The sequence below is a fragment of the Microbacterium sp. MMO-113 genome, from assembly GCF_037148555.1.
Classification (GTDB): Bacteria; Actinomycetota; Actinomycetes; order Actinomycetales; family Microbacteriaceae; genus Microbacterium.
This window is the reverse complement of record NZ_JBBCTD010000001.1, coordinates 94,714-112,806: the sequence shown is the minus strand read 5'-3', so window position 1 is coordinate 112,806 and position 18,093 is coordinate 94,714. Positions and strand designations below refer to the sequence as shown.

Genomic DNA, 18,093 nt, shown 5'->3' with positions numbered 1-18,093 from the left:
GCGAGACTGTGGGCATGACCTTCCCCCCGCTGCAGCCCCTCGCCGACCGTGCCGCCCTCTTCACCGCGCTCCGCCAGGACGCCCTCTCCGCGGCCGCCGACGCACTCGGCGAGCACCGGTGGGACGCCGACCTCGCGGCGGGGACGCTGACCTTCACCGCGAACGACGACCCGACCCGGCAGCTCGTGACCCGCGCGCACCGCATCGCCACAATCGCCCCCGGCCCCCGCTCGCTGCTGTGGGCCTGGGCGCACCCCCAGGGCGACCCCCAGGGTGTCGCAGCGCAGCTCCGCGCGTACGGCGAGCAGCACGGGATCGCCGAGCTCACCGCCCCCGAGGTCCCGTTCCCGGCCGATGCCGCGGGCGACGCGGACTGGATCGCCCGCGCGGCGCACACGATCGGCGGCGTGGCGGTGGAGCTCACCGGACGCTCCCCGTACTACTCGGCTCCCGTCGACGGCGGCACCCGCGCGGTGTTCCTGCTCGACGCCCCGCTCGCCCCGCTCACGGTCGCCGACACGGTGGTGGCCCTGCCCCGCACCCTCGCGCAGACGCCCCTCCCCGACGCCCGCACGGCGGTCTGGGACCTCGCGCGTCTCGCCGGCTGGACCCTCACCTGGACGGACGAGTCCTTCTCCGGCGCCACGGTGACGGACGCCTCGGGCACCGCGACGATCCGCTTCGACGAGCAGGCCCGGATCAGCGGCGTGGAGAGCTCACTGCACGGCCAGGTCTGAGTCCGCGGAAACGCACGAACGCCGCAGGGATCACGAGGATCCCTGCGGCGTTCGTGTGAATCTGCGACGCGGCGCGGAGGTCAGACCGTCCGCTCGGCCGCCTCGACGACGTTGGTCATGAGCAGGGCGACGGTCATCGGCCCCACCCCTCCCGGATTCGGCGACAGGTACCCGGCGACCTCGGCGACCTCGGGAGCGACGTCGCCGAAGACGAGGTTCTTCCCGGTCTCCGGATCGGTCTCGCGGGTGACCCCCACGTCCAGCACCGCGGCTCCGGGCTTGACGTCCTCGGCGCGGATGAGGTGCTTCACGCCGGCCGCCGCCACGATCACGTCGGCCTCGCGGAGGTAACGCGGCATGTCGACCGTGCCGGTGTGCGTCAGCGTGACCGTGGCGTTGAGGTCGCGACGGGTCAGCAGCAGCCCGATCGAACGCCCGATCGTGACACCGCGACCGACGACCACGACGTGCTTGCCCTGGAGGTCGTAGCCGCCTCGCAGCAGCAGCTCGATGACCCCGCGCGGGGTGCACGGCAGCGGCGTGTGGATCGGCGCGTTGACGTTGAGGACGAGGCGCCCGAGGTTGGTCGGGTGCAGCCCGTCCGCGTCCTTCGCCGGATCGATCCGCTCCAGGATCGCGTCGGTGTCGAGGTGCTTCGGCAGCGGCAGCTGCACGATGTACCCGTGGCAGGCGGGATCGGCGTTGAGCTCGTCGATCAGCGCCTCGACGTCGGCCTGGGTGGCGTCAGCCGGCAGCTCGCGCTGGATCGAGTTCATCCCGATCGCCTCGGACTGCCGGTGCTTCATGCCCACGTAGAGCTGCGAGGCGGGGTCGGCTCCCACCAGCACCGTGGCGATGCCGGGGGTGACGCCCTTCTCCTTCAGCGCAGCGACCCGCTCCGTCAGCTCGGCGCGGATCTCGGCCGCCGCCGCCTTGCCGTCGAGGACGACCGCGGTCACTGCTGCAGGTCCGGGTAGAGCGGGAAGGCCGCGGCGAGCGCGTCCACGCGGGCGCGGAGCGCCTCGATGTCGGCACCGGGGAGCAGCGCGAGGGCGATGATGTCGGCCACCTCCGTGAACTCGGCGTCGCCGAAGCCGCGGGTCGCGAGCGCGGGCGTGCCGATGCGCAGGCCCGAGGTCACCATCGGCGGACGCGGGTCGTTCGGCACGGCGTTGCGGTTCACGGTGATGTGGATGTCGTGGAGGAGGTCCTCCGCCTGCTTGCCGTCGATCTCGGCGTCGCGGAGGTCGACGAGCACGAGGTGCACGTCCGTGCCGCCCGAGCGCACGGCGATGCCCGCGTCCTTCACGTCCTGCTGCGACAGGCGCTCGGCGATGAGCTTCGCCCCGCGCAGCACGCGCTCCTGGCGCTCCTTGAACTCCGGCGTGCCGGCGAGCTTGAAGGCGGTCGCCTTCGCCGCGATCACGTGCATGAGCGGACCGCCCTGCTGACCGGGGAAGACCGCGGTGTTGATCTTCTTGGCGAGGTCGGCGTCGTTGGTGAGGATGAAGCCCGAGCGCGGGCCGCCGATGGTCTTGTGCACGGTCGAGGACACGACGTGCGCGTGCGGCACCGGGTTGGGGTGCAGGCCGGCGGCGACGAGGCCGGCGAAGTGCGCCATGTCGACCCAGAGGATCGCGCCCACCTCGTCGGCGATGGCACGGAACGCGGCGAAGTCCATCGTCCGGGGGTAGGCGGACCACCCGGCGATGATGACGGTGGGCTTGTGCTCGATGGCGAGGCGGCGGACCTCGTCCATGTCGATCGTCGAGGTCTCGGCGTCGACCCCGTAGGCCACGATGTCGTACAGGCGGCCGGAGAAGTTAATCTTCATGCCGTGCGTGAGGTGGCCGCCCTGGTCGAGCGAGAGGCCGAGCAGGGTGTCGCCGGGGCGGGCGATCGCGTGCAGGACCGCGGCGTTCGCGGACGCACCGGAGTGCGGCTGGACGTTCGCGAACTCGGCGCCGAACAGGCTCTTGGCGCGGGAGATGGCGAGCTCCTCCGCGACGTCGACCTCCTCGCAGCCGCCGTAGTAGCGGCGGCCGGGGTAGCCCTCGGCGTACTTGTTGGTGAGCACCGAGCCCTGCGACTGCAGGACCGAGACGGGGACGAAGTTCTCCGAGGCGATCATCTCGAGGAAGGTCTGCTGACGCTTCAGCTCGCGATCGAGGACCTCGGCGATCTCCGGGTCGACCTCGGACAGCGGGGCGTTGAAGTAACGGTCGGTCATGACGTGCTCCTTTTGACGACGGATTCGAAAAGGGTGTTCCTATCGGCCCAGGCGCGCGGTCGAATTCCGTGGTCAGTCGCTCCCCGGTGGTTGTCCACCCAGACGCCAGTCGCGACGTCTACGAGCATAGCCGATGCGCGACGCCGCGCACGCGGTCGTTTCGAGCGTCATACCCGCCGTCTGCAGAATCGTTTCGATCCCCCTGTTCCCTTGCGGCGTTTCGACGGCTAGGTTTTGTTCATGGTCCTACCTCTTGATCTGCCCCTCGTCCCCGCTCCGGTGTCCGCGAAGGCCAGGGAGGGACGTCTGCCGCTCGCCGCGACGACGCGCGTGCTCGGCTCCTCCCCCGCCGCCGGACAGCTGATCGACGCCGTCGAACGCCGCACCGGTCTCCGCCTCACCGCGGTGGACTCCGGCCCCGCCGAGATCGAGCTGTTCGTCGACGCGGCCTCGTCCGCGCCGGAGGGCTACACGCTCGAGGTCGGCGACCGCGCCATCCTCATCGGCGCCGACGAGGCGGGGCTCTTCTACGGGGTCCAGACGCTGCTGCAGCTGCTCCGGGAGGACGACGCCGGCTGGGCGCTGCTCCGCGCCGACATCGCGGACGCCCCGCGCTTCGCCCGCCGGGGCGTGATGCTCGACGTGGCGCGGCACTTCTTCGGCGTCGACGACGTGAAGCGGTTCATCGACAGCACCAGCGCACTGAAGTTCAACCACCTGCACCTGCACCTCACCGACGACCAGGGCTGGCGCGTGCACATCGACTCCTGGCCGCTGCTCACCGAGCGGGCCGCCGCCACCGCGGCCGACGGCGCCCCCGGCGGCTTCTACACCAAGGACGACTATCGCGAGATCGTGGCGTACGCGGCCGCGCGCCACATGATCGTGATCCCCGAGATCGACCTTCCCGGCCACACCCACGCGATCGGCGTGGCCTACCCGGAGCTGGTCGAGGCCCCGGTCCTGAACGACGCGCTGATCGCCCAGTCCGAGCAGCTCGGCCAGCCGCTCCCCGTGGCCGGTGAGCCCTACCTGGGCTGGGGAGTCGGGCACTCCAGTGTGCGCATCCACGAGGAGGAGACGTATCGGTTCGTCCGCGACGTGGTCCGCGAGCTCGCCGAGATGACCCCGGGGCCCTACATCCACATCGGCGGCGACGAGTCCCTCGGCACACCGCAGGCCGACTTCGACCTCTTCGCGGAGCGCGCGACGGCGATCGTCGTCGAGGAGGGCAAGACCCCGGTCGCGTGGCACGAGATGGGGTCGGCGGCCGGCATCGCCCGCGGCACGATCGGCCAGTACTGGGGCATGACGACGCCGACGGGCACGCACGCCGAGGAGGCCGTGCACTTCGTCGAGCGCGGCGGAGCCCTGATCATGTCGGCGGCGGACGCGACCTATCTCGACATGAAGTACACCGCCGAGTTCCCGCTCGGCCTCACCTGGGCCGCGATCATCGACGTCCGTCGCGCGTACGAGTGGGAGCCGACCGCCGTGCTCGCCGTGCCGGACGAGGCGATCCTCGGCATCGAGGCGCCCTTGTGGTCCGAGACCACCCGCACGCTCGACGAGGTGGAGCAGCTCGTGTTCCCCCGAGCCGCCGCGCAGGCCGAGATCGCGTGGTCGCCGCGCGAAGGCGTGGGCCGCACGTGGGAGTCCTTCCGCGCCCGGGTCGGCACCCTCGCGCCGCTGTGGAAGGCTGAGGGGGTCGATTTCCACCCCGTCCCCGAGATCCCCTGGAGCGCCCGTTGAAGACCCTCTCCTCCGCGACCGGTTCCCTGGTCATCCACTCCGTCCGCCTCGTCGACCGCGGGGAGATCGTCGAGGACGGCTGGGTGCGCATCGAGGACGGTGTCGTCGTCGCGCGCGGCACGGGGACGGATTGGGAGCCGGCGACGGAGGTCGTGGACGGCGCGGCCGTGGCGGGCCCGGGCGCGCTGCTCACGCCGGGCTTCGTCGACATCCACGGTCACGGCGGAGCGGGCGCGGCGTACGACGACGGCGTGGACGCCATTCGTACCGGACGGGATCTGCACCGCGAGCACGGCACCACCAGGGCCGTGATCTCGCTCGTCACCGGCACGATGGACGACCTCACCCGCAGCGTCGCCCTGATCGCCGCCCTGACCAGAACCGATGCGGACGTGCTCGGCTCGCACCTGGAGGGGCCGTTCCTCGACCCGGGGCACCACGGCGCGCATGAGCCCTCGCTGCTGCGGCACCCCCTCCCGGCCGATGTCGCCCGTCTCCTGGAGGCCGGAGAAGGCACCGTCCGTCAGGTCACCATCGCCCCGGAACTCCCGGGCGGGATCGACGCTGTCCGTCAGATCGTCGCGTCGGGCGCTGCGGCAGCGGTGGGGCACACCGACGCCGACGCCGCCATGGCCGTCGCCGCCTTCGAGGCCGGCGCCTCGCTGCTGACCCACGCGTTCAACGCGATGCCGGGGATCCACCACCGCGCACCCGGACCGGTGCTGGCTGCAGCCGCCGACCATCGGGTGATCCTGGAGGCCATCGCCGACGACGTGCACCTCGACCCGCACGTCGTCAAGCTCGTGTTCGACGCGGCGCCGCACCGCGTGGCGCTCATCACCGACGCCATGGCCGCGGCCGGGAGCGCCGACGGCACGTACGACCTCGGTGCGGTGAAGGTCACCGTCGAGAACGGCGTGGCCCGCGCGGACGACACCGGCTCGATCGCCGGTTCCACCCTGACCCAGGACGTCGCGCTGCAGCGAGCGGTGGCGGCGGGCGTCCCCCTTGCGGAGGCCGTGCGGGCGCTCACGGAGACCCCGGCCCGCGCGATCGGACGCGAGGCGCACCTCGGCGCGCTGCGGTCCGGCCTGCTCGGCGATGCCGTGCTCCTGGACGCGGAGCTGCGCGTCGCGCGGGTCTGGACAGGACCGGCGCTGCCCGCCTAGGACGACAGCGCTCCGCGCGACGCGCAGCGCTGCGGTCTCCGGTCGATCGGACGAGACGGCGTCACCGGACTCCCCAGATCGGTGACGTGCGTCTCGCAGGTGTGGGAGTGGTGGGCCGCCGTTCTCCCCAGATCGGCGGCCCATTCCCTCCCGCTCGAGCGGGCGGGGCCGGGAGCTCCTCCCCCGAGGATCCCGACCCGCCCACTGGTGCAGTACCCCCCGCACCAGTGCCGGAACTCCGCCCCCCGGTGGAGTCCATTTCGGCTGTCTCTACGGGATGAGACGAAGGGGCGCCCGGTTCATTACGCGGTTCTCGGAAAAAAGTTCAGAAAACTTTTCGGGCGGCCCGCGCCGGGCGCCGCGGAGCCCTCCCGAGCATCTCCTCCGAGTCCGTGCCGGGGCTGGCCACCATGCCGATTTCGCGAGACAATGGAGAGACCGCGTAATGAAAGACGCCTTCTCGCGTCTCTCTTCCTGGGGACGGCTGTGTGCCCCGGGACCAGATGGATGACCGTGCACCGAGAGAACACCACACCAGACGAGACCATCGGCGATGCCGATCTGATCCTCCGCGTCCGCTCCGGCGACAAGGGGGCGTTCGGGGAACTCTGGAGGCGGCACTACCCCTCCGGCATGACCGTCGCGCGATCGGTGACATCCTCGATCGATCCGGACGACCTGGTGCAGGAGTCCTATACCCGCATCTACCAGGCGATCCTCAAGGGCGGCGGCCCCAACGGCTCGTTCCGCGCCTACCTCTTCACCAGCATCCGCAACACCGCCGCCGCGTGGGGACGCGCACGCCGCGAGACCGCCATCGACGAGCTCGACACGGTCGCCGACCCGGACAGCACCGAGCACGCCACGAACGAGGCCCTCGACCGCAGCCTCACCGCGCAGGCCTTCCGCAGCCTCCCGTCGCGTTGGCAGGAGGTGCTCTGGTACACCGAGATCGAGCAGATGAAGCCCCAGGAGGTGGCTCCGCTCCTCGGCATGAAGGCCGGCGCGGTGTCGCAGCTCGCCTTCCGCGCCCGCGAAGGGCTCCGAGAGGCGTGGATCCAGGCGCACCTGCGCAGCGCGAGCCCCGGCTCGGAGTGCCAGTGGACGATCGAGCATCTCGGTGCCTACTCGCGCGGCAACCTCGCCACCCGCGACCACCGTCGCCTCGAGTTGCACCTCGACGAGTGCGCCCGCTGCATGATCGTCGCGGCCGAGGCCAAGGACGTCTCCACGCGCCTCGCCCTCGTCCTGCTCCCGCTCGTCCTCGGCGCCACCGGCGCCTCGGGGTACCTCGCGGCTCTCCAGGGCGGTGCGCCGGTCCTGGCAGTGGCGGGGATGTCGTCCACCATTCCGGGTGCGGTCTTCGTCGGAGACGGCGGCATCGGCCAGGCCGCGGCAGCCACCTCCGGCTCCGGCGCAGCCGGATCCGGAGCCGGGTCCGCCGGCGGCGCGGGCACGGGCGCAAGCACGGGTGGCGTCTTCACCGGCATGGGCGCCGTCGTCGGTGCCGGGTCCGCCGCCCTCGTGGTCGCCGGAGTGGTCGCCGCTGCGGCGATCGTCCCCGGACTCACGGGTGCGAACCCGGCGACATCGCTGCCCAGCGCCTCCGACACCGATCCGTCGTCGATCACGACCGACATCGCGCCGGACTCGTCGCTCGACCTCGAGGAGCCCGTGGTGATCGAGACGCCGGACGTCGAGCAGCCGCCGGCTCCGCCCGCCGAGGAGGAGGCGGATCCGCCGGTCTCTTCGGAGACCGGACCCGACGCGGCTCCCGCTGCCCCGGTGACGACTCCTGTGCTTCCCGAGGCCACGCTGCCGCCCGTCGCTCCCGTGGACCCGATCGATCCGGTGGACCCCGTCGACCCGGTGGACCCCGTCGATCCGGTGGACCCGGTCGATCCGGTGGACCCCGTCGACCCGGTGGACCCCGCGATCCCCACGGACCCGCCCACCTGGAGCACCGCCGACGTCTGGTTCGGCGACGATCTGCACTGGTACTACTTCGTGCCGGTCGTCGGAGCACCGGGCACCGTCGTTCAGGCACTGCTCGACGGTCAGGAGAGCGACAGCACTGTCCTCGGCGAGGATGGCACCGGCTTCGTTCAGCTGCGCGCATCCCTCGACCAGTTCCTGTTGGCCAGCCTCGTGCCGGTGACCTTCCGCTACGTGCTGCCCTCCGGCGAGGCCGGCCCATCGGCAACCACCTCGCTCTACTCGCTCGAACCCCAGGGAGCAGGCGCGGACGAGCGTGCCGCGGCCATCGATCCCGTGGAGCAGCCGGCGGTCGTCGTCGAGGATGCCGACCCGGCACCCGAAGCGCCTGTCGCCGCTGCCGAGACACCGGTCGATGAGGTCGCGGCACCCGTCGAGGCCGCTCCGGTACCCGCAGAGGCCACGCCGACGGAGCCCGCACCGGCCCCCGAAGCTGCACCGGTCGCGCCCGCACCGGCCGCGGACCCTGCTGCGACAGAAGCCCCGGCGGAGGACGCTCCGGTCGCGGAATAGACTGGACGTATGACCCCGGATTCCTCCCCTGTCGCCGGCGTCGACCGTCCGGCCCTCACGGCCCTCGACATCGTGCGCGTGATCGTCCTCATCGCGGCGATCGCCTCGCTCGCCCTGTGGGGGTTCGCGAGCTGGGATCTGCCGTGGAACATCGTGATCGGCGTCGGCGCCCCCGTTGTCGCCCTGCTGCTGTGGGCGCTGTTCCTCTCTCCGCGCCCCGTGCTCCGCGTGCACCCTTTCCTCCGCGCGGTCGTCGAGCTCTTCATCTACGTCGGCGTGACCATCGCGTGGTGGTCCATGGGCCAGGCCCTCATCGGCACGGCCTTCGCGCTGGTGGCCGTCGTCGCCGGGGTCCTCAGCGGGCGCCGCGCCCTGGCATGAGCGCACGGTCGTGAGCGTCGTCTCGCTGCTCCGCGACGCCCTCGGGGCGCGCGTGGACGTCAGCGAGCAGACGCGGCGCGTGACCAGAGCCGACCGCTCCGGTCACGCCGCGGTGGGCCTTCCCCTGGCCGTCGTCCACGCGGAGAGCGTGGACGACGTGCAGCAGACCATGCGGATCGCGACCGCGACGCGCACGCCCGTCGTCGTGCGCGGTGCCGGAACCGGACTCGCCGGAGCCGCCAATGCCGGAGACGGGGAGATCGTCCTCTCCCTCCGCCGCATGGACGCCATCCTCGAGGTCCGACCGGACGATCTCCTCGCCGTGGTCGAACCGGGCATCCTCAACGCCGACCTCAACGCGCATCTGGCGACCCAGGGACTCTGGTGGCCGCCCGATCCCGCCAGTCGTGACATCTCCACCGTCGGCGGCAACATCGCGACCGGAGCGGGCGGACTGCTCTGCGCGAAGTACGGCGTCGTCCGCGATGCGGTGCTCGGTGTCGATCTCGTGCTGGCCGACGGCCGACTGCTCCACCTCGGGCACCGCAGCGTGAAGGGCGTCACCGGGCTCGACCTCACCGCCCTCGTCGTGGGGTCGGAGGGAACGCTCGGCGTCGTCGTCGGGGCCACGCTCAAGCTGCGCCGCCTGGTGCCGGGCGAGACCTGCACGGTTACGGCGACCTTCCCGGGCGTGCGCGCGGCGGCCGCAGGATCCGCGGCGGTGACCGCCGCGGGGATCCAGCCCGCGATCATGGAGCTCATGGATGCCGCGAGCCTCGCCGCCGTCCACGCCCTGCTCGCCCTCCCTGCGCCGACGCCGGGCGCCGCCCAGCTCACGATCCAGACCGACGGTCCCGCCGCGCGTGCGGAGGCGGAGGCCATCGCCGGCATCCTCAGCGACCACGAGGGCGTTCCCGTGGTCTCGCACGACCCCGTCGAGGGCGATCGTCTGCTCGCGATCCGCCGTTCCATGCACGCAGCGATGGCGTCACTCGGGACCACGCTCATCGAGGACGTCTCAGTACCGCGGAGCGCGATGCCGGCCATGTTCGACGAGATCGCCCGGATCGAGCGCGAGTACGACATGGTCATCCCGACCGTGGCCCATGCCGGCGACGGCAACCTGCATCCGAACTTCATCTTCGAGGGGCCGGAGACCCCGCCGCTGGTGTGGGCGGCGGCCGACGAGCTCTTCCACGCCGCGATCCGGCTGGGCGGCACCCTCACCGGCGAGCACGGCATTGGCGTCCTCAAACGGCGCTGGCTGGCCGACGAGCTCGGCGACGATCAGTGGCGCCTCCAGCGCGACATCGCCGCGGTCTTCGACCCGCTCGGCATCCTCAACCCCGGAAAGGTCTTCTCTCCCGATGCCTGACATCCACGTGAGCGCAGCCGTGATCGTCGATGCGGAAGGGCGGGTCCTCGTCGTCCGCAAGCACGGCACGACCCGCTTCATGCAGCCCGGAGGCAAGCCGGAGCCCGGCGAGTCCCCCGTCGAGACCCTCATCCGCGAGCTGCAGGAGGAGCTCGGCCTCGAACTCACGGAGTCCGACCTGCGCCCTCTGGGTCGCTTCGAGTCGGCAGCCGCCAATGAACCGGGTCACCGCGTCGTGGCCGACGCGTTCTCGGCCTCGATCGATCCCGACGGGGTCCGCGTGCAGGCCGAGCTCGCCGAACTGCGCTGGATCACCCCGGAGGACGCCGCGGCGCTCCCGCTGGCCCCGCTCAGCGTCGAGCACCTGCTGCCGCTCGCGTGGCCGACCGGAGCGCGCTAGCGCCTCGGATCAGATGCCCTGCCAGGACGGCTTGTTCGCGAACGTGTAGCGATAGTAGTCGGCAAGCTGCAGCTTCGAGGCGGCGGCCTCGTCGACGACGACGGTCGCGTGCGGGTGCAGCTGGATGGCCGACCCGGGCAGCAGCGCGGTGAGCGGCCCCTCGACCGCACCGGCCACGGCCTCGGCCTTGCCTTCGCCGAACGCCAGCAGCACGAGGTGGCGCGCCTCCAGGATGGTCCCCAGGCCCTGCGTGATGCAGTGCATCGGCACATCGTCGATCGAGTCGAAGAAGCGGGCGTTGTCCTCGCGGGTCTGCTCCGTCAGCGTCTTCACCCGCGTGCGGGAGGCGAAGGAGGATCCGGGCTCGTTGAACCCGATGTGCCCGTCGGTGCCGATGCCGAGGATCTGCAGGTCGACCCCGCCGGCCGCGGCGATGGCCGCGTCGTAGTCCTCACCGGCGTGCTGGATGGTGGCCTCCGCGCCGTTCGGCACGTGGATGCGCTTCGGGTCGAGGCCGAGCGGCTCGACCACCTCGCGCGTGATCACCGAGCGGTAGCTCTCCGGGTGGGAGGGGTCGATCCCGACGTACTCGTCGAGCGCGAAGCCCCGCACCTGCGAGACGTCGCGCCCCACCAGGCGGCTGCGGAGTGCCTGGTAGACGGGCAACGGCGTCGATCCGGTCGCGAGCCCCAGGACGGCGTCCTGACGACGGTCGATGAGCTCGACGATCTCGGTGGCGACCAGGGCACCGGCGGCCTCGGCATTCTCGACGATGACGACCTCAGCCATGCGGAACGATCTCCTTCTCAGAAATGGATGCGCCCACCAGAGCGGCGCCGAAGGCGGCGGCGGGGGAACCCGCGGGGAGCAGTTCGATTCTCTCATCCAGCCGCAGGGACTTCAGGAACGGTGACGCCTGGGCGCCCGCGTGCAGGGCGGCACGGATGCCGTCCGCGAGTCGACCGCCAAGCGCGGTGAGACCGCCGCCGATGACCACGGTCTCGACGTCGGCCGACAGCACGAGCACGCGCACGGCCGCCGCAGCCCCGAAGAAGAGGTCCGCCTGCAGGGCAAGGGCGTGCGGATCGCCGGCGTCGGCCGCCTCCACGATGTCCTTGACGGGCAGCGCGCCAGGGCGCCCCCAGGCCTTGGCCAGCGCCCCGCCGCCGCAGAAGGTCTCCACGCAGCCGCGCTGTCCGCAGCCGCACAATCTCCCGCGGGGGTCGACGGAGAGGTGCCCGACCTCGCCCGCGGTCCCCCGCGCCCCACGCCAGATGCGGCCGTCGACGACGATGCCGGCCGCGACGCCGGTGCCGAGGTTCAGGTAGGCCATCGAGCCGGCGACGTCGCTCAGGACGGCGGCGCCGAGCGCGGCCGCCTTCACGTCGTTCTCCACTCGGAAGGGGACGCCCAGCGCCTGCTCGGCGCGCGCCGCGAGGTCGAGCGACTCCACGCCGAGGTTCACGGCGTGCAGCACACGTCCGCTCTCCGCGTCCACGAGGCCGGGGATGCCGATGCCGGCGGATCCGACGGCGGACAGCGGCAGCCCGCTCTCCTCAGCGAGGGCGGCGACGGTCGAGACGATGCTGTCGACGACGGCGTCCTCCCCCCACCCGGTCGGGCGACGCAGGCGGGCGAGGATCGTTCCGGCCGGGTCCACGGCGACGGCGTCGATCTTGGTGCCGCCGACGTCCAGGCCCACGCGAAGGGGCCGACCGGCGCGGTCGGCCGAGGCGGGGACGATCATCGGATGCCGTTCCCGGTCATGGTCGCGGAGGTCACGACACCCCCAGCTGCCCGGAGAGCACCATCACTGCGGCGCCCCGGAGCACGATGTCGTCCTGACGGGTGAGCCGCACCATGACGTCCTCGAACACACCCTCGAGCGTCCGCGCGTGGAGCGTCTCGACGGCCGCGTCGATGAGCGTGCCGTCCAGCAGTTCGGCGGGCCCGGAGAGCACGACCTCGGACAGGTCGAGGGCGGCGACGATCGGGGCGATCGCGATCGCCATGCGGGTCCCGGAGTCGCGGAGGATCTCCTCGCGCGCGGCCGGGTCGGCGTCGAGCGCCTCCTGCATGCGACTCACGCTCAGCCAGGCCTCCAGGCAGCCGATCTTGCCGCACGCGCAGCGCGGGCCGCCGTCCGTGCCGACGACGACGTGACCGATCTCCCCCGCGGCGAAACGGCTGCCGAGGAGCGGCTGGCTGCCGGTGATCAGCCCGGCCCCCACGCCGCGGCCGATCTTGATCAGCATGAAGTCGGCTTCCGCCTCGCCGAACGTGTACTCGGCGAGGACCGCGGCATTCGCGTCGTTCCGCGCCAGCACGGGCAGGTCGAGGTCGGCGCTGAGCTTCGCCTCCAGCGGGAAGTCGGTCCAGCCGAGGTTGGGCGAGCTGAGGACGAGGCCGTCCGGACGCACGACACCCGGGGTGCCGATGCCGACGCCGAGCACCGGCTGCGTGGCGATCTCGACGAGGGTCTGCGCGAGGCCGCGGAGGGCATCGTACGCCGCGTCGCCGTCCGGCGTCTCCGGACGCGGCACCTGCCGCCGCTCCAGGACGTCGCCGTCGAGACTGAGCACGGCCCCCTCGAACGCGGTCGGTCCTGACAGGTCGAGCCCGATGATCTGATGCCCCACCCGGTCGATGTCGATGAGGATCGGCGGCTTTCCGGGGCCGACCGCCTCGCGGACGCCGATCTCGACGACGATGCCGTCGGCGATGAACTCCGCGACGAGGTCGGAGATCGTGACCCGCGTGAGGCCCGTCTCGCGGGAGAGGTCAGCGCGGCTCATCGCCCCCGAGTGGTAGAGCGTCTGCAGCACGAGTGCGCGGTTGTGGCCGCGGGCGTGCTCGGGGAGCACCTTGGTGCGCGAACGGAGATGCCGCGCAGGGCCGAAGGCGTGCGCGTTCGCGGCGACGAAGTCTGTCGTCGCCGCGGGGCGCTGATCATCCGAAACGGACATGTTTGTTAGTAGACCTTACGAACAGGAATTGTGCAACTGTCCCGCGCGATTCCGCGGGCAGGGTTACCGAAACGTGACATCATGCCGACCGCGGATCCTCGTCTGCGGCCCGGCGGAGCAGGCGCTCGACGAGGCCGGCGACGATCCCCTCCCTGGTCTCCACCGTCATCGGCTTGCCGGGAATCCCCGGTCGCCGCTGCTCGGGCGACGGACCGTCCAGCGGACGATACCGCACCCCCGCGGCGGCGAGGCGCCGCAGGTGCGTGGGCAGCCGCCGCGCGAAGTCGGCGAACGGGGCGGGCTCTCCCCCCTCCCAGAGCCGCTCCGCGATCGCGGCGAGACGGGGGAACATCGCGAAGTCGACCCGGTCCCTGCTCGGCAGGTGCTCCGTCCACACGTTCGCCTGCCCGCCGACCGCCCCGTCGACGACGCGGAAGGTGTACGCGCGCTCGATGGTCAGCGGCGGACCGACGCGGATGGGCTCCTCGGTCGATTCGGACTGCGGGTAGTCGAGGTAGACCTCGAGATCCGGACACCCCACGACCGGGATCCCCCGGCGCAGCGCCTCGCGCATCGCGACCGGTCCGCGCCAGGCGAGGATGCGGACGCCCTCGGGAACGTCACCCTCCAGCACCTCGTCCCAGGCCAGCGCCGTGCGCCCGCGGCGGCGGACGTGGTCGACGAAGTGCGCCGTGAACCAGGGCTGCACGTCGTGCGCCGTGGCCAGCCCCAGCTCCCGCATGCGCGCGGCGGCGGCCGGGCTCTCCGCCCACTCGGTCACCGGCACCTCGTCACCGCCGATCCCGATCCATGCGGACGGGAACACGTCGCACAGCGCGTCGACGGCGGCACGACCGAAGGCCAGCGCCTCTTCGGTCGGCGCGAGGGTGCGGGCGTTCACGCCGAAACGCTCCCACGGCCCGGTGGGAGGCGTCCCCACGTCGAGGTTGCCCAGCTCCGGGTAGGCGGCGAGCGCGGCCTGGATGTGTCCCGGCAGCTCGACCTCGGGCACGAGCGTCACGAAGCGCTCCTCCGCATACCTCACGAGGTCGCGCAGTTCGGCGGACGTGTAGAAGCCCTCGTGCACGCCGGGCTCGACCGTGGCCTCCGGTCCGTGACCGCGTTGCGTGGCCTCGCGCCGCGCGCCGACCTCGGTCAGACGCGGGTAGCCGGGCACCTCGAAGCGCCATCCCTGATCGTCCGTCAGGTGCAGGTGCAGGATGCTGAGGTGGTGATCGGCGAGCAGGTCGATGAGGCGACGCACGTCCTCCACGGGGCGGAAGTGGCGCGCCACGTCGAGCATCACACCGCGCCAGGCGTAAGCGGGAGAGCCCTCCCAGCGCCCTGCCGGAATCGTCGCGGGGACGGCGGGGTCGTGGTCCGGGTCGCGGAGCTGGCGGAGCGTGGTCGCGCCACGGAAGACCCCCTCCGGCGTCGCCCCCGCGATCTCGACCCCGGAGGCCGTCACCGACACCCGGAAGGCCTCGGCCCCGTGGCGCCCTGCCGCGGGCGCCGCGGTACCCAGCTTCTCGTCGATCAGGAGGCGGATGGCGGGCAGGGTGTCGTCCGCTCCCCCGCCGCCGAGCCGTGCGACCGCGGCCGCCAGCTCCGGTGCGCCGAGGATCGGGGTCGAGGGCGTCCACCGGAAACCCGGCGCCAGCGAGTCGATCTCTGCGGCGACGTGCGGCACCGTCGCGCGCGGCGCCGGTGGCGGCATCCGCAGCGCGCGACCGGCGACCGCACCGGTGGGGTCGCCGTCGATGACGACCGGCACCCCGCCGACGAGTACCTCGCGCACGCCCTCCGGCGCACCGTGCGGGTCGTCGAAGGTAGCTCCGGCGGCGATCGCCTCCGGGTCGAAGAGCACCAGGTCGGCGGTGGCGCCCTCGCGGATCACGCCGCGCGGTGCGTCGCCGCGGTCGAGGCCGAGGCGGGCGGCCGGGTTGCCGGAGAGATGACGGACCGCTTCCTCGAGGCTCAGCACCCCGAGCTCCCTGACGTAGTGCCCGAGGTAGCGGGGGAACGTGCCACGGCCGCGCGGGTGCGGGCGCGCGCCGATGAGGATGCCGTCGCTGCCGCCGGAGTGCCGGGGGTGCCGCATGATGGCGCGGACGTTGTCCTCGTCGCCGATGTGCATGAGCACGCCCGTGGCGCCGGCATCGGCGAGGATCGTGTCGATCACGACGTCGACGGCGCGCTGCCCCGTCTCCGCCGCGATGTCGGCGATCGTCCGGCCGACGAGCCCGGCCAGATCGGGATGGGCGGTCCCGGAGATCTGGATCGCCGACCAATCCGCCGCCTCGCCGTGGAATCCGTCGCAGCCGATCTCCTCCAGCTCGACCCGGACCGTCTCGCGCCCCTCGGCGTCGAGGGCTGCCAGGACGCCGAGCAGGTCGCCGGTCGCCGCCAGCCGGCTGGGCAGGAGCGCGGCGAGGGTCGTCGCCCCCGGAAGGTAGGGGTAGGTGTCCAGGGTCACGTCGACGCCGTCGGCCGTCGCCGCGTCGACGAGCGCCAGCAGCTCGGCGGCGCGACCGCGGTTCGGGGCGAAGTTCATGGTCGCGTGGGTGAGATGGACCGGGCACCCGGTGCGGCGGCCGATCTCGATGGCCTCGCGATACGCGTCCAGCGCCGCCCGCCCGTAGCTGCGGGTGTGCGGCGCCCAGTAGCCGCCGCGTTCCGCCACCACCCGGCAGAGGGCTTCGAGCTCCGCGGTGTCGGCGTACATCCCCGGGGTGTAGGTCAGACCGCTCGACATGCCGAAGGCCCCGGCATCCAGGGCCTGCCCGAGGATGTCGGCCATGGCCGCGATCTCGGCGGGGGTCGCCCGGCGGTCGTCGTGCCCGACCACCATCATCCGGAGGTTGCCCTGCGGCACGAGCACCGCGGCGTTGGCCACCGCGGCAGCGTCGATCGCCCGCAGGAAGTCGTCCATCGCCCGCCACGGGACCACGGCCGGCCGCCCGTTCCAGCCCGCGATCTGGGCGGGGATGACGGCGGCGGTCGCCTCGTCCAGCGGCGCGTAGCCCAGGCCGTCCTGCCCGAGCACCTCGGTCGTGACCCCCTGCCGGATCTTGGCGTCGTGCGCGGCGCCCTGCAGCACCGCGAGGTCGCTGTGCGCATGCATGTCGATGAAGCCGGGTGCCAGGACGAGGCCGGACGCGTCGACCTCGACCGCGCCGTCCGGCAGCTCGAGCGTCGTCCCGTCGCCGTCGCGGACGACGGCGACGACCCTGGCCCCCTCCACCGCGACGTCCGCGACGAAGCGCGGCGCGCCGGTGCCGTCGACGACGGTCGCCCGACGATAGATGCGCACCAAGCCGGCGGCGGCCTTCTCGGCGCTCAGAAGCATGTCGCCACCGCGTCGATCACCCGGGGGTCCCCGGCGTCAGGGTCGTCGATCACGGCGACGACGCGCCACTTGTCGAACGCGGTGCACGGATGCGAGAGACCCAGCCGCACGACCTCGCCGACCGCGACGGTCGCCCCCTCGGCGGGTCGGAGGAAGGCGTGCTGGTCGTTCAGTGCCGTTACGGCACCGGCGACCGACTGCGGCACCGGGAGGTCGATGTCGAACGGCACGTCGCGCCGCCCGGCGTCGAGCAGGGCGAGGCCGGGCTCGGGCTGCGAGACCACCCGTGACCATGCGTGCATCGCCGAGCGCAGCGGGGCGGTGTCCGTCAGCGGACCGAACGGCGACATGCGGGAGTAGAAGCCGTCGTCGTGGATCTGGAACGCACCGGAGCGCAGCACGACCTCGGCGTCCCCTCCCGCGGCGCCGAGGACCGCGGCGGCGCGATCGGGGAAGGAGCTGCCCCCCGCGCTGAGCACGGGGCGGAGACCGCCGGGGTAGTCGAGACGGCGGTGCAGCTCGACGAGAGTGGCCAGGAAGCCGTCCACCGCGGCGACGGAGGCCGCGGAGCGATCGGGACCGAAGGGCCCCTCGTAGCCCGTCACCCCGGCCAGGCGGAGTCCAGGAGCGGCCGCGATCGCCGCGGCGATGCGCTCGCCCTCGGCCACGGTCCGCGCCCCCGTCCGTCCCTGCGCGCCGCCGAGCTCCACGAGCACGTCCAGCGGCCGCGGGGCGTCGGCGAGCGCATCGGCGAGGATCGCGACACCGGCGAGGGAATCCGCGCCGCAGAGGATTCGCAGGCCCTCGTCGGCAGCGAGCATCGCCCCGAGCTCGCGGGCCGCGGCGCCGTCCGTCACCCCATTGGCGATGAGCACCGTCGGCACGCCGGCGTCGACGGCGACGCGGGCCTGCCACGGCGTGGCGACCGAGATCCCCCAGGCTCCGGCATCGAGCAGCCGCTGCCAGAGCGCCGGCGCCATGGTGGTCTTGCCGTGCGGGGCGAGACGGACGCCCTCGCGCGCGGCCCAGCCGAACACCGTGTCCTCGTTGTGCGCGATCGCGTCGGCATGCACTGTGAGCACGGGCGTGCCGAGGTCCGACAGGTGCAGACCGGCCGCGCCGACCTCCGACAGACGCAGCCCCGCGGCGTGCGCCGGGAACCCCTTCGCCCAGGCGCCGAGGACGGGATCCGGAATTTGTAGAGGCATCTAACAAGGCTACTAGGC

At 72.6% G+C, this 18,093-nt stretch carries 14 protein-coding genes and 1 riboswitch; of the genes, 7 read left to right on the top strand and 7 right to left on the bottom strand.

From position 1 onward, the window contains the following. Nucleotides 1-14 precede the first annotated feature (14 nt). The gene (locus WFJ36_RS00530; protein ID WP_336642427.1) at nucleotides 15-737 is read left to right on the top strand and encodes a DUF6882 domain-containing protein; all 723 of its coding nucleotides are present in this window, start codon (nucleotides 15-17) and stop codon (nucleotides 735-737) included. A gap of 80 nt (nucleotides 738-817) precedes the next feature. Here the strand turns inward: WFJ36_RS00530 and WFJ36_RS00525 are convergent, their stop codons facing one another. Further along, a complete protein-coding gene (locus tag WFJ36_RS00525; RefSeq protein ID WP_336642426.1) occupies nucleotides 818-1,696 on the bottom strand; it encodes a bifunctional methylenetetrahydrofolate dehydrogenase/methenyltetrahydrofolate cyclohydrolase in 879 nt (292 codons plus the stop codon). Then, nucleotides 1,693-2,967 (bottom strand): serine hydroxymethyltransferase, encoded by a 1,275-nt coding sequence (glyA, locus tag WFJ36_RS00520; protein ID WP_062635962.1) that lies wholly within the window; start codon nucleotides 2,965-2,967, stop codon nucleotides 1,693-1,695. Before glyA ends, WFJ36_RS00525 begins: the two co-directional genes overlap by 4 nt. A gap of 38 nt (nucleotides 2,968-3,005) precedes the next feature. Continuing rightward, nucleotides 3,006-3,090: riboswitch (ZMP/ZTP riboswitch) on the bottom strand. A gap of 117 nt (nucleotides 3,091-3,207) precedes the next feature. Between glyA and WFJ36_RS00515 the strand changes: the two genes are divergently transcribed. The 6 genes from WFJ36_RS00515 (at nucleotide 3,208) to WFJ36_RS00490 (ending at nucleotide 10,552) form a co-directional block, all read left to right on the top strand. After that, nucleotides 3,208-4,719: a family 20 glycosylhydrolase gene (locus WFJ36_RS00515; RefSeq protein WP_083391596.1), complete on the top strand. Its 1,512-nt coding sequence runs from the start codon at nucleotides 3,208-3,210 to the stop codon at nucleotides 4,717-4,719. Next, complete coding sequence (locus WFJ36_RS00510; protein ID WP_071327429.1) at nucleotides 4,716-5,888, top strand: N-acetylglucosamine-6-phosphate deacetylase; 1,173 nt, start codon at nucleotides 4,716-4,718, stop codon at nucleotides 5,886-5,888. The genes WFJ36_RS00515 and WFJ36_RS00510 overlap by 4 nt, the downstream gene beginning before the upstream one ends. A 507-nt stretch (nucleotides 5,889-6,395) precedes the next feature. After that, entirely contained in the window at nucleotides 6,396-8,396 is a 2,001-nt protein-coding gene (locus tag WFJ36_RS00505; protein ID WP_336642425.1) for a sigma-70 family RNA polymerase sigma factor, read from the top strand. A 9-nt stretch (nucleotides 8,397-8,405) separates the two neighbouring features. Then, nucleotides 8,406-8,777, top strand: a complete 372-nt coding sequence (locus tag WFJ36_RS00500) for a YrdB family protein (RefSeq protein ID WP_071327431.1) — start codon at nucleotides 8,406-8,408, stop codon at nucleotides 8,775-8,777. Nucleotides 8,778-8,787: 10 nt separating this feature from the next. After that, entirely contained in the window at nucleotides 8,788-10,152 is a 1,365-nt protein-coding gene (locus WFJ36_RS00495; RefSeq protein WP_336642424.1) for an FAD-binding oxidoreductase, read from the top strand. Next, on the top strand, nucleotides 10,145-10,552 hold the full coding sequence (locus WFJ36_RS00490) for an NUDIX hydrolase (protein ID WP_071327432.1): 408 nt from the start codon (nucleotides 10,145-10,147) through the stop codon (nucleotides 10,550-10,552). The genes WFJ36_RS00495 and WFJ36_RS00490 overlap by 8 nt, the downstream gene beginning before the upstream one ends. Before the next feature lie 9 nt (nucleotides 10,553-10,561). Here the strand turns inward: WFJ36_RS00490 and nagB are convergent, their stop codons facing one another. The 5 genes from nagB to WFJ36_RS00465 form a co-directional block, all read right to left on the bottom strand. Then, a complete protein-coding gene (gene nagB / locus WFJ36_RS00485) occupies nucleotides 10,562-11,341 on the bottom strand; it encodes a glucosamine-6-phosphate deaminase (protein WP_336642423.1) in 780 nt (259 codons plus the stop codon). Continuing rightward, nucleotides 11,334-12,299, bottom strand: coding sequence for an ROK family protein (locus WFJ36_RS00480; RefSeq protein ID WP_292787015.1), 966 nt, complete (start codon nucleotides 12,297-12,299; stop codon nucleotides 11,334-11,336). The genes nagB and WFJ36_RS00480 overlap by 8 nt, the downstream gene beginning before the upstream one ends. Before the next feature lie 31 nt (nucleotides 12,300-12,330). Next, complete coding sequence (locus tag WFJ36_RS00475; protein ID WP_060922844.1) at nucleotides 12,331-13,518, bottom strand: ROK family transcriptional regulator; 1,188 nt, start codon at nucleotides 13,516-13,518, stop codon at nucleotides 12,331-12,333. A 79-nt stretch (nucleotides 13,519-13,597) separates the two neighbouring features. Then, nucleotides 13,598-16,867: a family 20 glycosylhydrolase gene (locus WFJ36_RS00470; RefSeq protein WP_336642422.1), complete on the bottom strand. Its 3,270-nt coding sequence runs from the start codon at nucleotides 16,865-16,867 to the stop codon at nucleotides 13,598-13,600. Further along, entirely contained in the window at nucleotides 16,858-18,075 is a 1,218-nt protein-coding gene (locus WFJ36_RS00465) for an alanine racemase (RefSeq protein WP_336642421.1), read from the bottom strand. Before WFJ36_RS00465 ends, WFJ36_RS00470 begins: the two co-directional genes overlap by 10 nt. Nucleotides 18,076-18,093 lie beyond the last annotated feature (18 nt).

What these genes read in the sequence shown, in the direction of transcription:
- WFJ36_RS00465 (WP_336642421.1), bottom strand. Translation starts at nt 18,075, where the DNA reads ATGCCTCTACAAATTCCGGATCCCGTCCTCGGCGCCTGGGCGAAGGGG.
- WFJ36_RS00500 (WP_071327431.1), top strand. Translation starts at nt 8,406, where the DNA reads ATGACCCCGGATTCCTCCCCTGTCGCCGGCGTCGACCGTCCGGCCCTC.
- WFJ36_RS00480 (WP_292787015.1), bottom strand. Translation starts at nt 12,299, where the DNA reads ATGATCGTCCCCGCCTCGGCCGACCGCGCCGGTCGGCCCCTTCGCGTG.
- WFJ36_RS00475 (WP_060922844.1), bottom strand. Translation starts at nt 13,518, where the DNA reads ATGTCCGTTTCGGATGATCAGCGCCCCGCGGCGACGACAGACTTCGTC.
- WFJ36_RS00505 (WP_336642425.1), top strand. Translation starts at nt 6,396, where the DNA reads ATGACCGTGCACCGAGAGAACACCACACCAGACGAGACCATCGGCGAT.
- WFJ36_RS00530 (WP_336642427.1), top strand. Translation starts at nt 15, where the DNA reads ATGACCTTCCCCCCGCTGCAGCCCCTCGCCGACCGTGCCGCCCTCTTC.
- WFJ36_RS00515 (WP_083391596.1), top strand. Translation starts at nt 3,208, where the DNA reads ATGGTCCTACCTCTTGATCTGCCCCTCGTCCCCGCTCCGGTGTCCGCG.
- WFJ36_RS00470 (WP_336642422.1), bottom strand. Translation starts at nt 16,867, where the DNA reads ATGCTTCTGAGCGCCGAGAAGGCCGCCGCCGGCTTGGTGCGCATCTAT.
- nagB (WP_336642423.1), bottom strand. Translation starts at nt 11,341, where the DNA reads ATGGCTGAGGTCGTCATCGTCGAGAATGCCGAGGCCGCCGGTGCCCTG.
- WFJ36_RS00490 (WP_071327432.1), top strand. Translation starts at nt 10,145, where the DNA reads ATGCCTGACATCCACGTGAGCGCAGCCGTGATCGTCGATGCGGAAGGG.
- glyA (WP_062635962.1), bottom strand. Translation starts at nt 2,967, where the DNA reads ATGACCGACCGTTACTTCAACGCCCCGCTGTCCGAGGTCGACCCGGAG.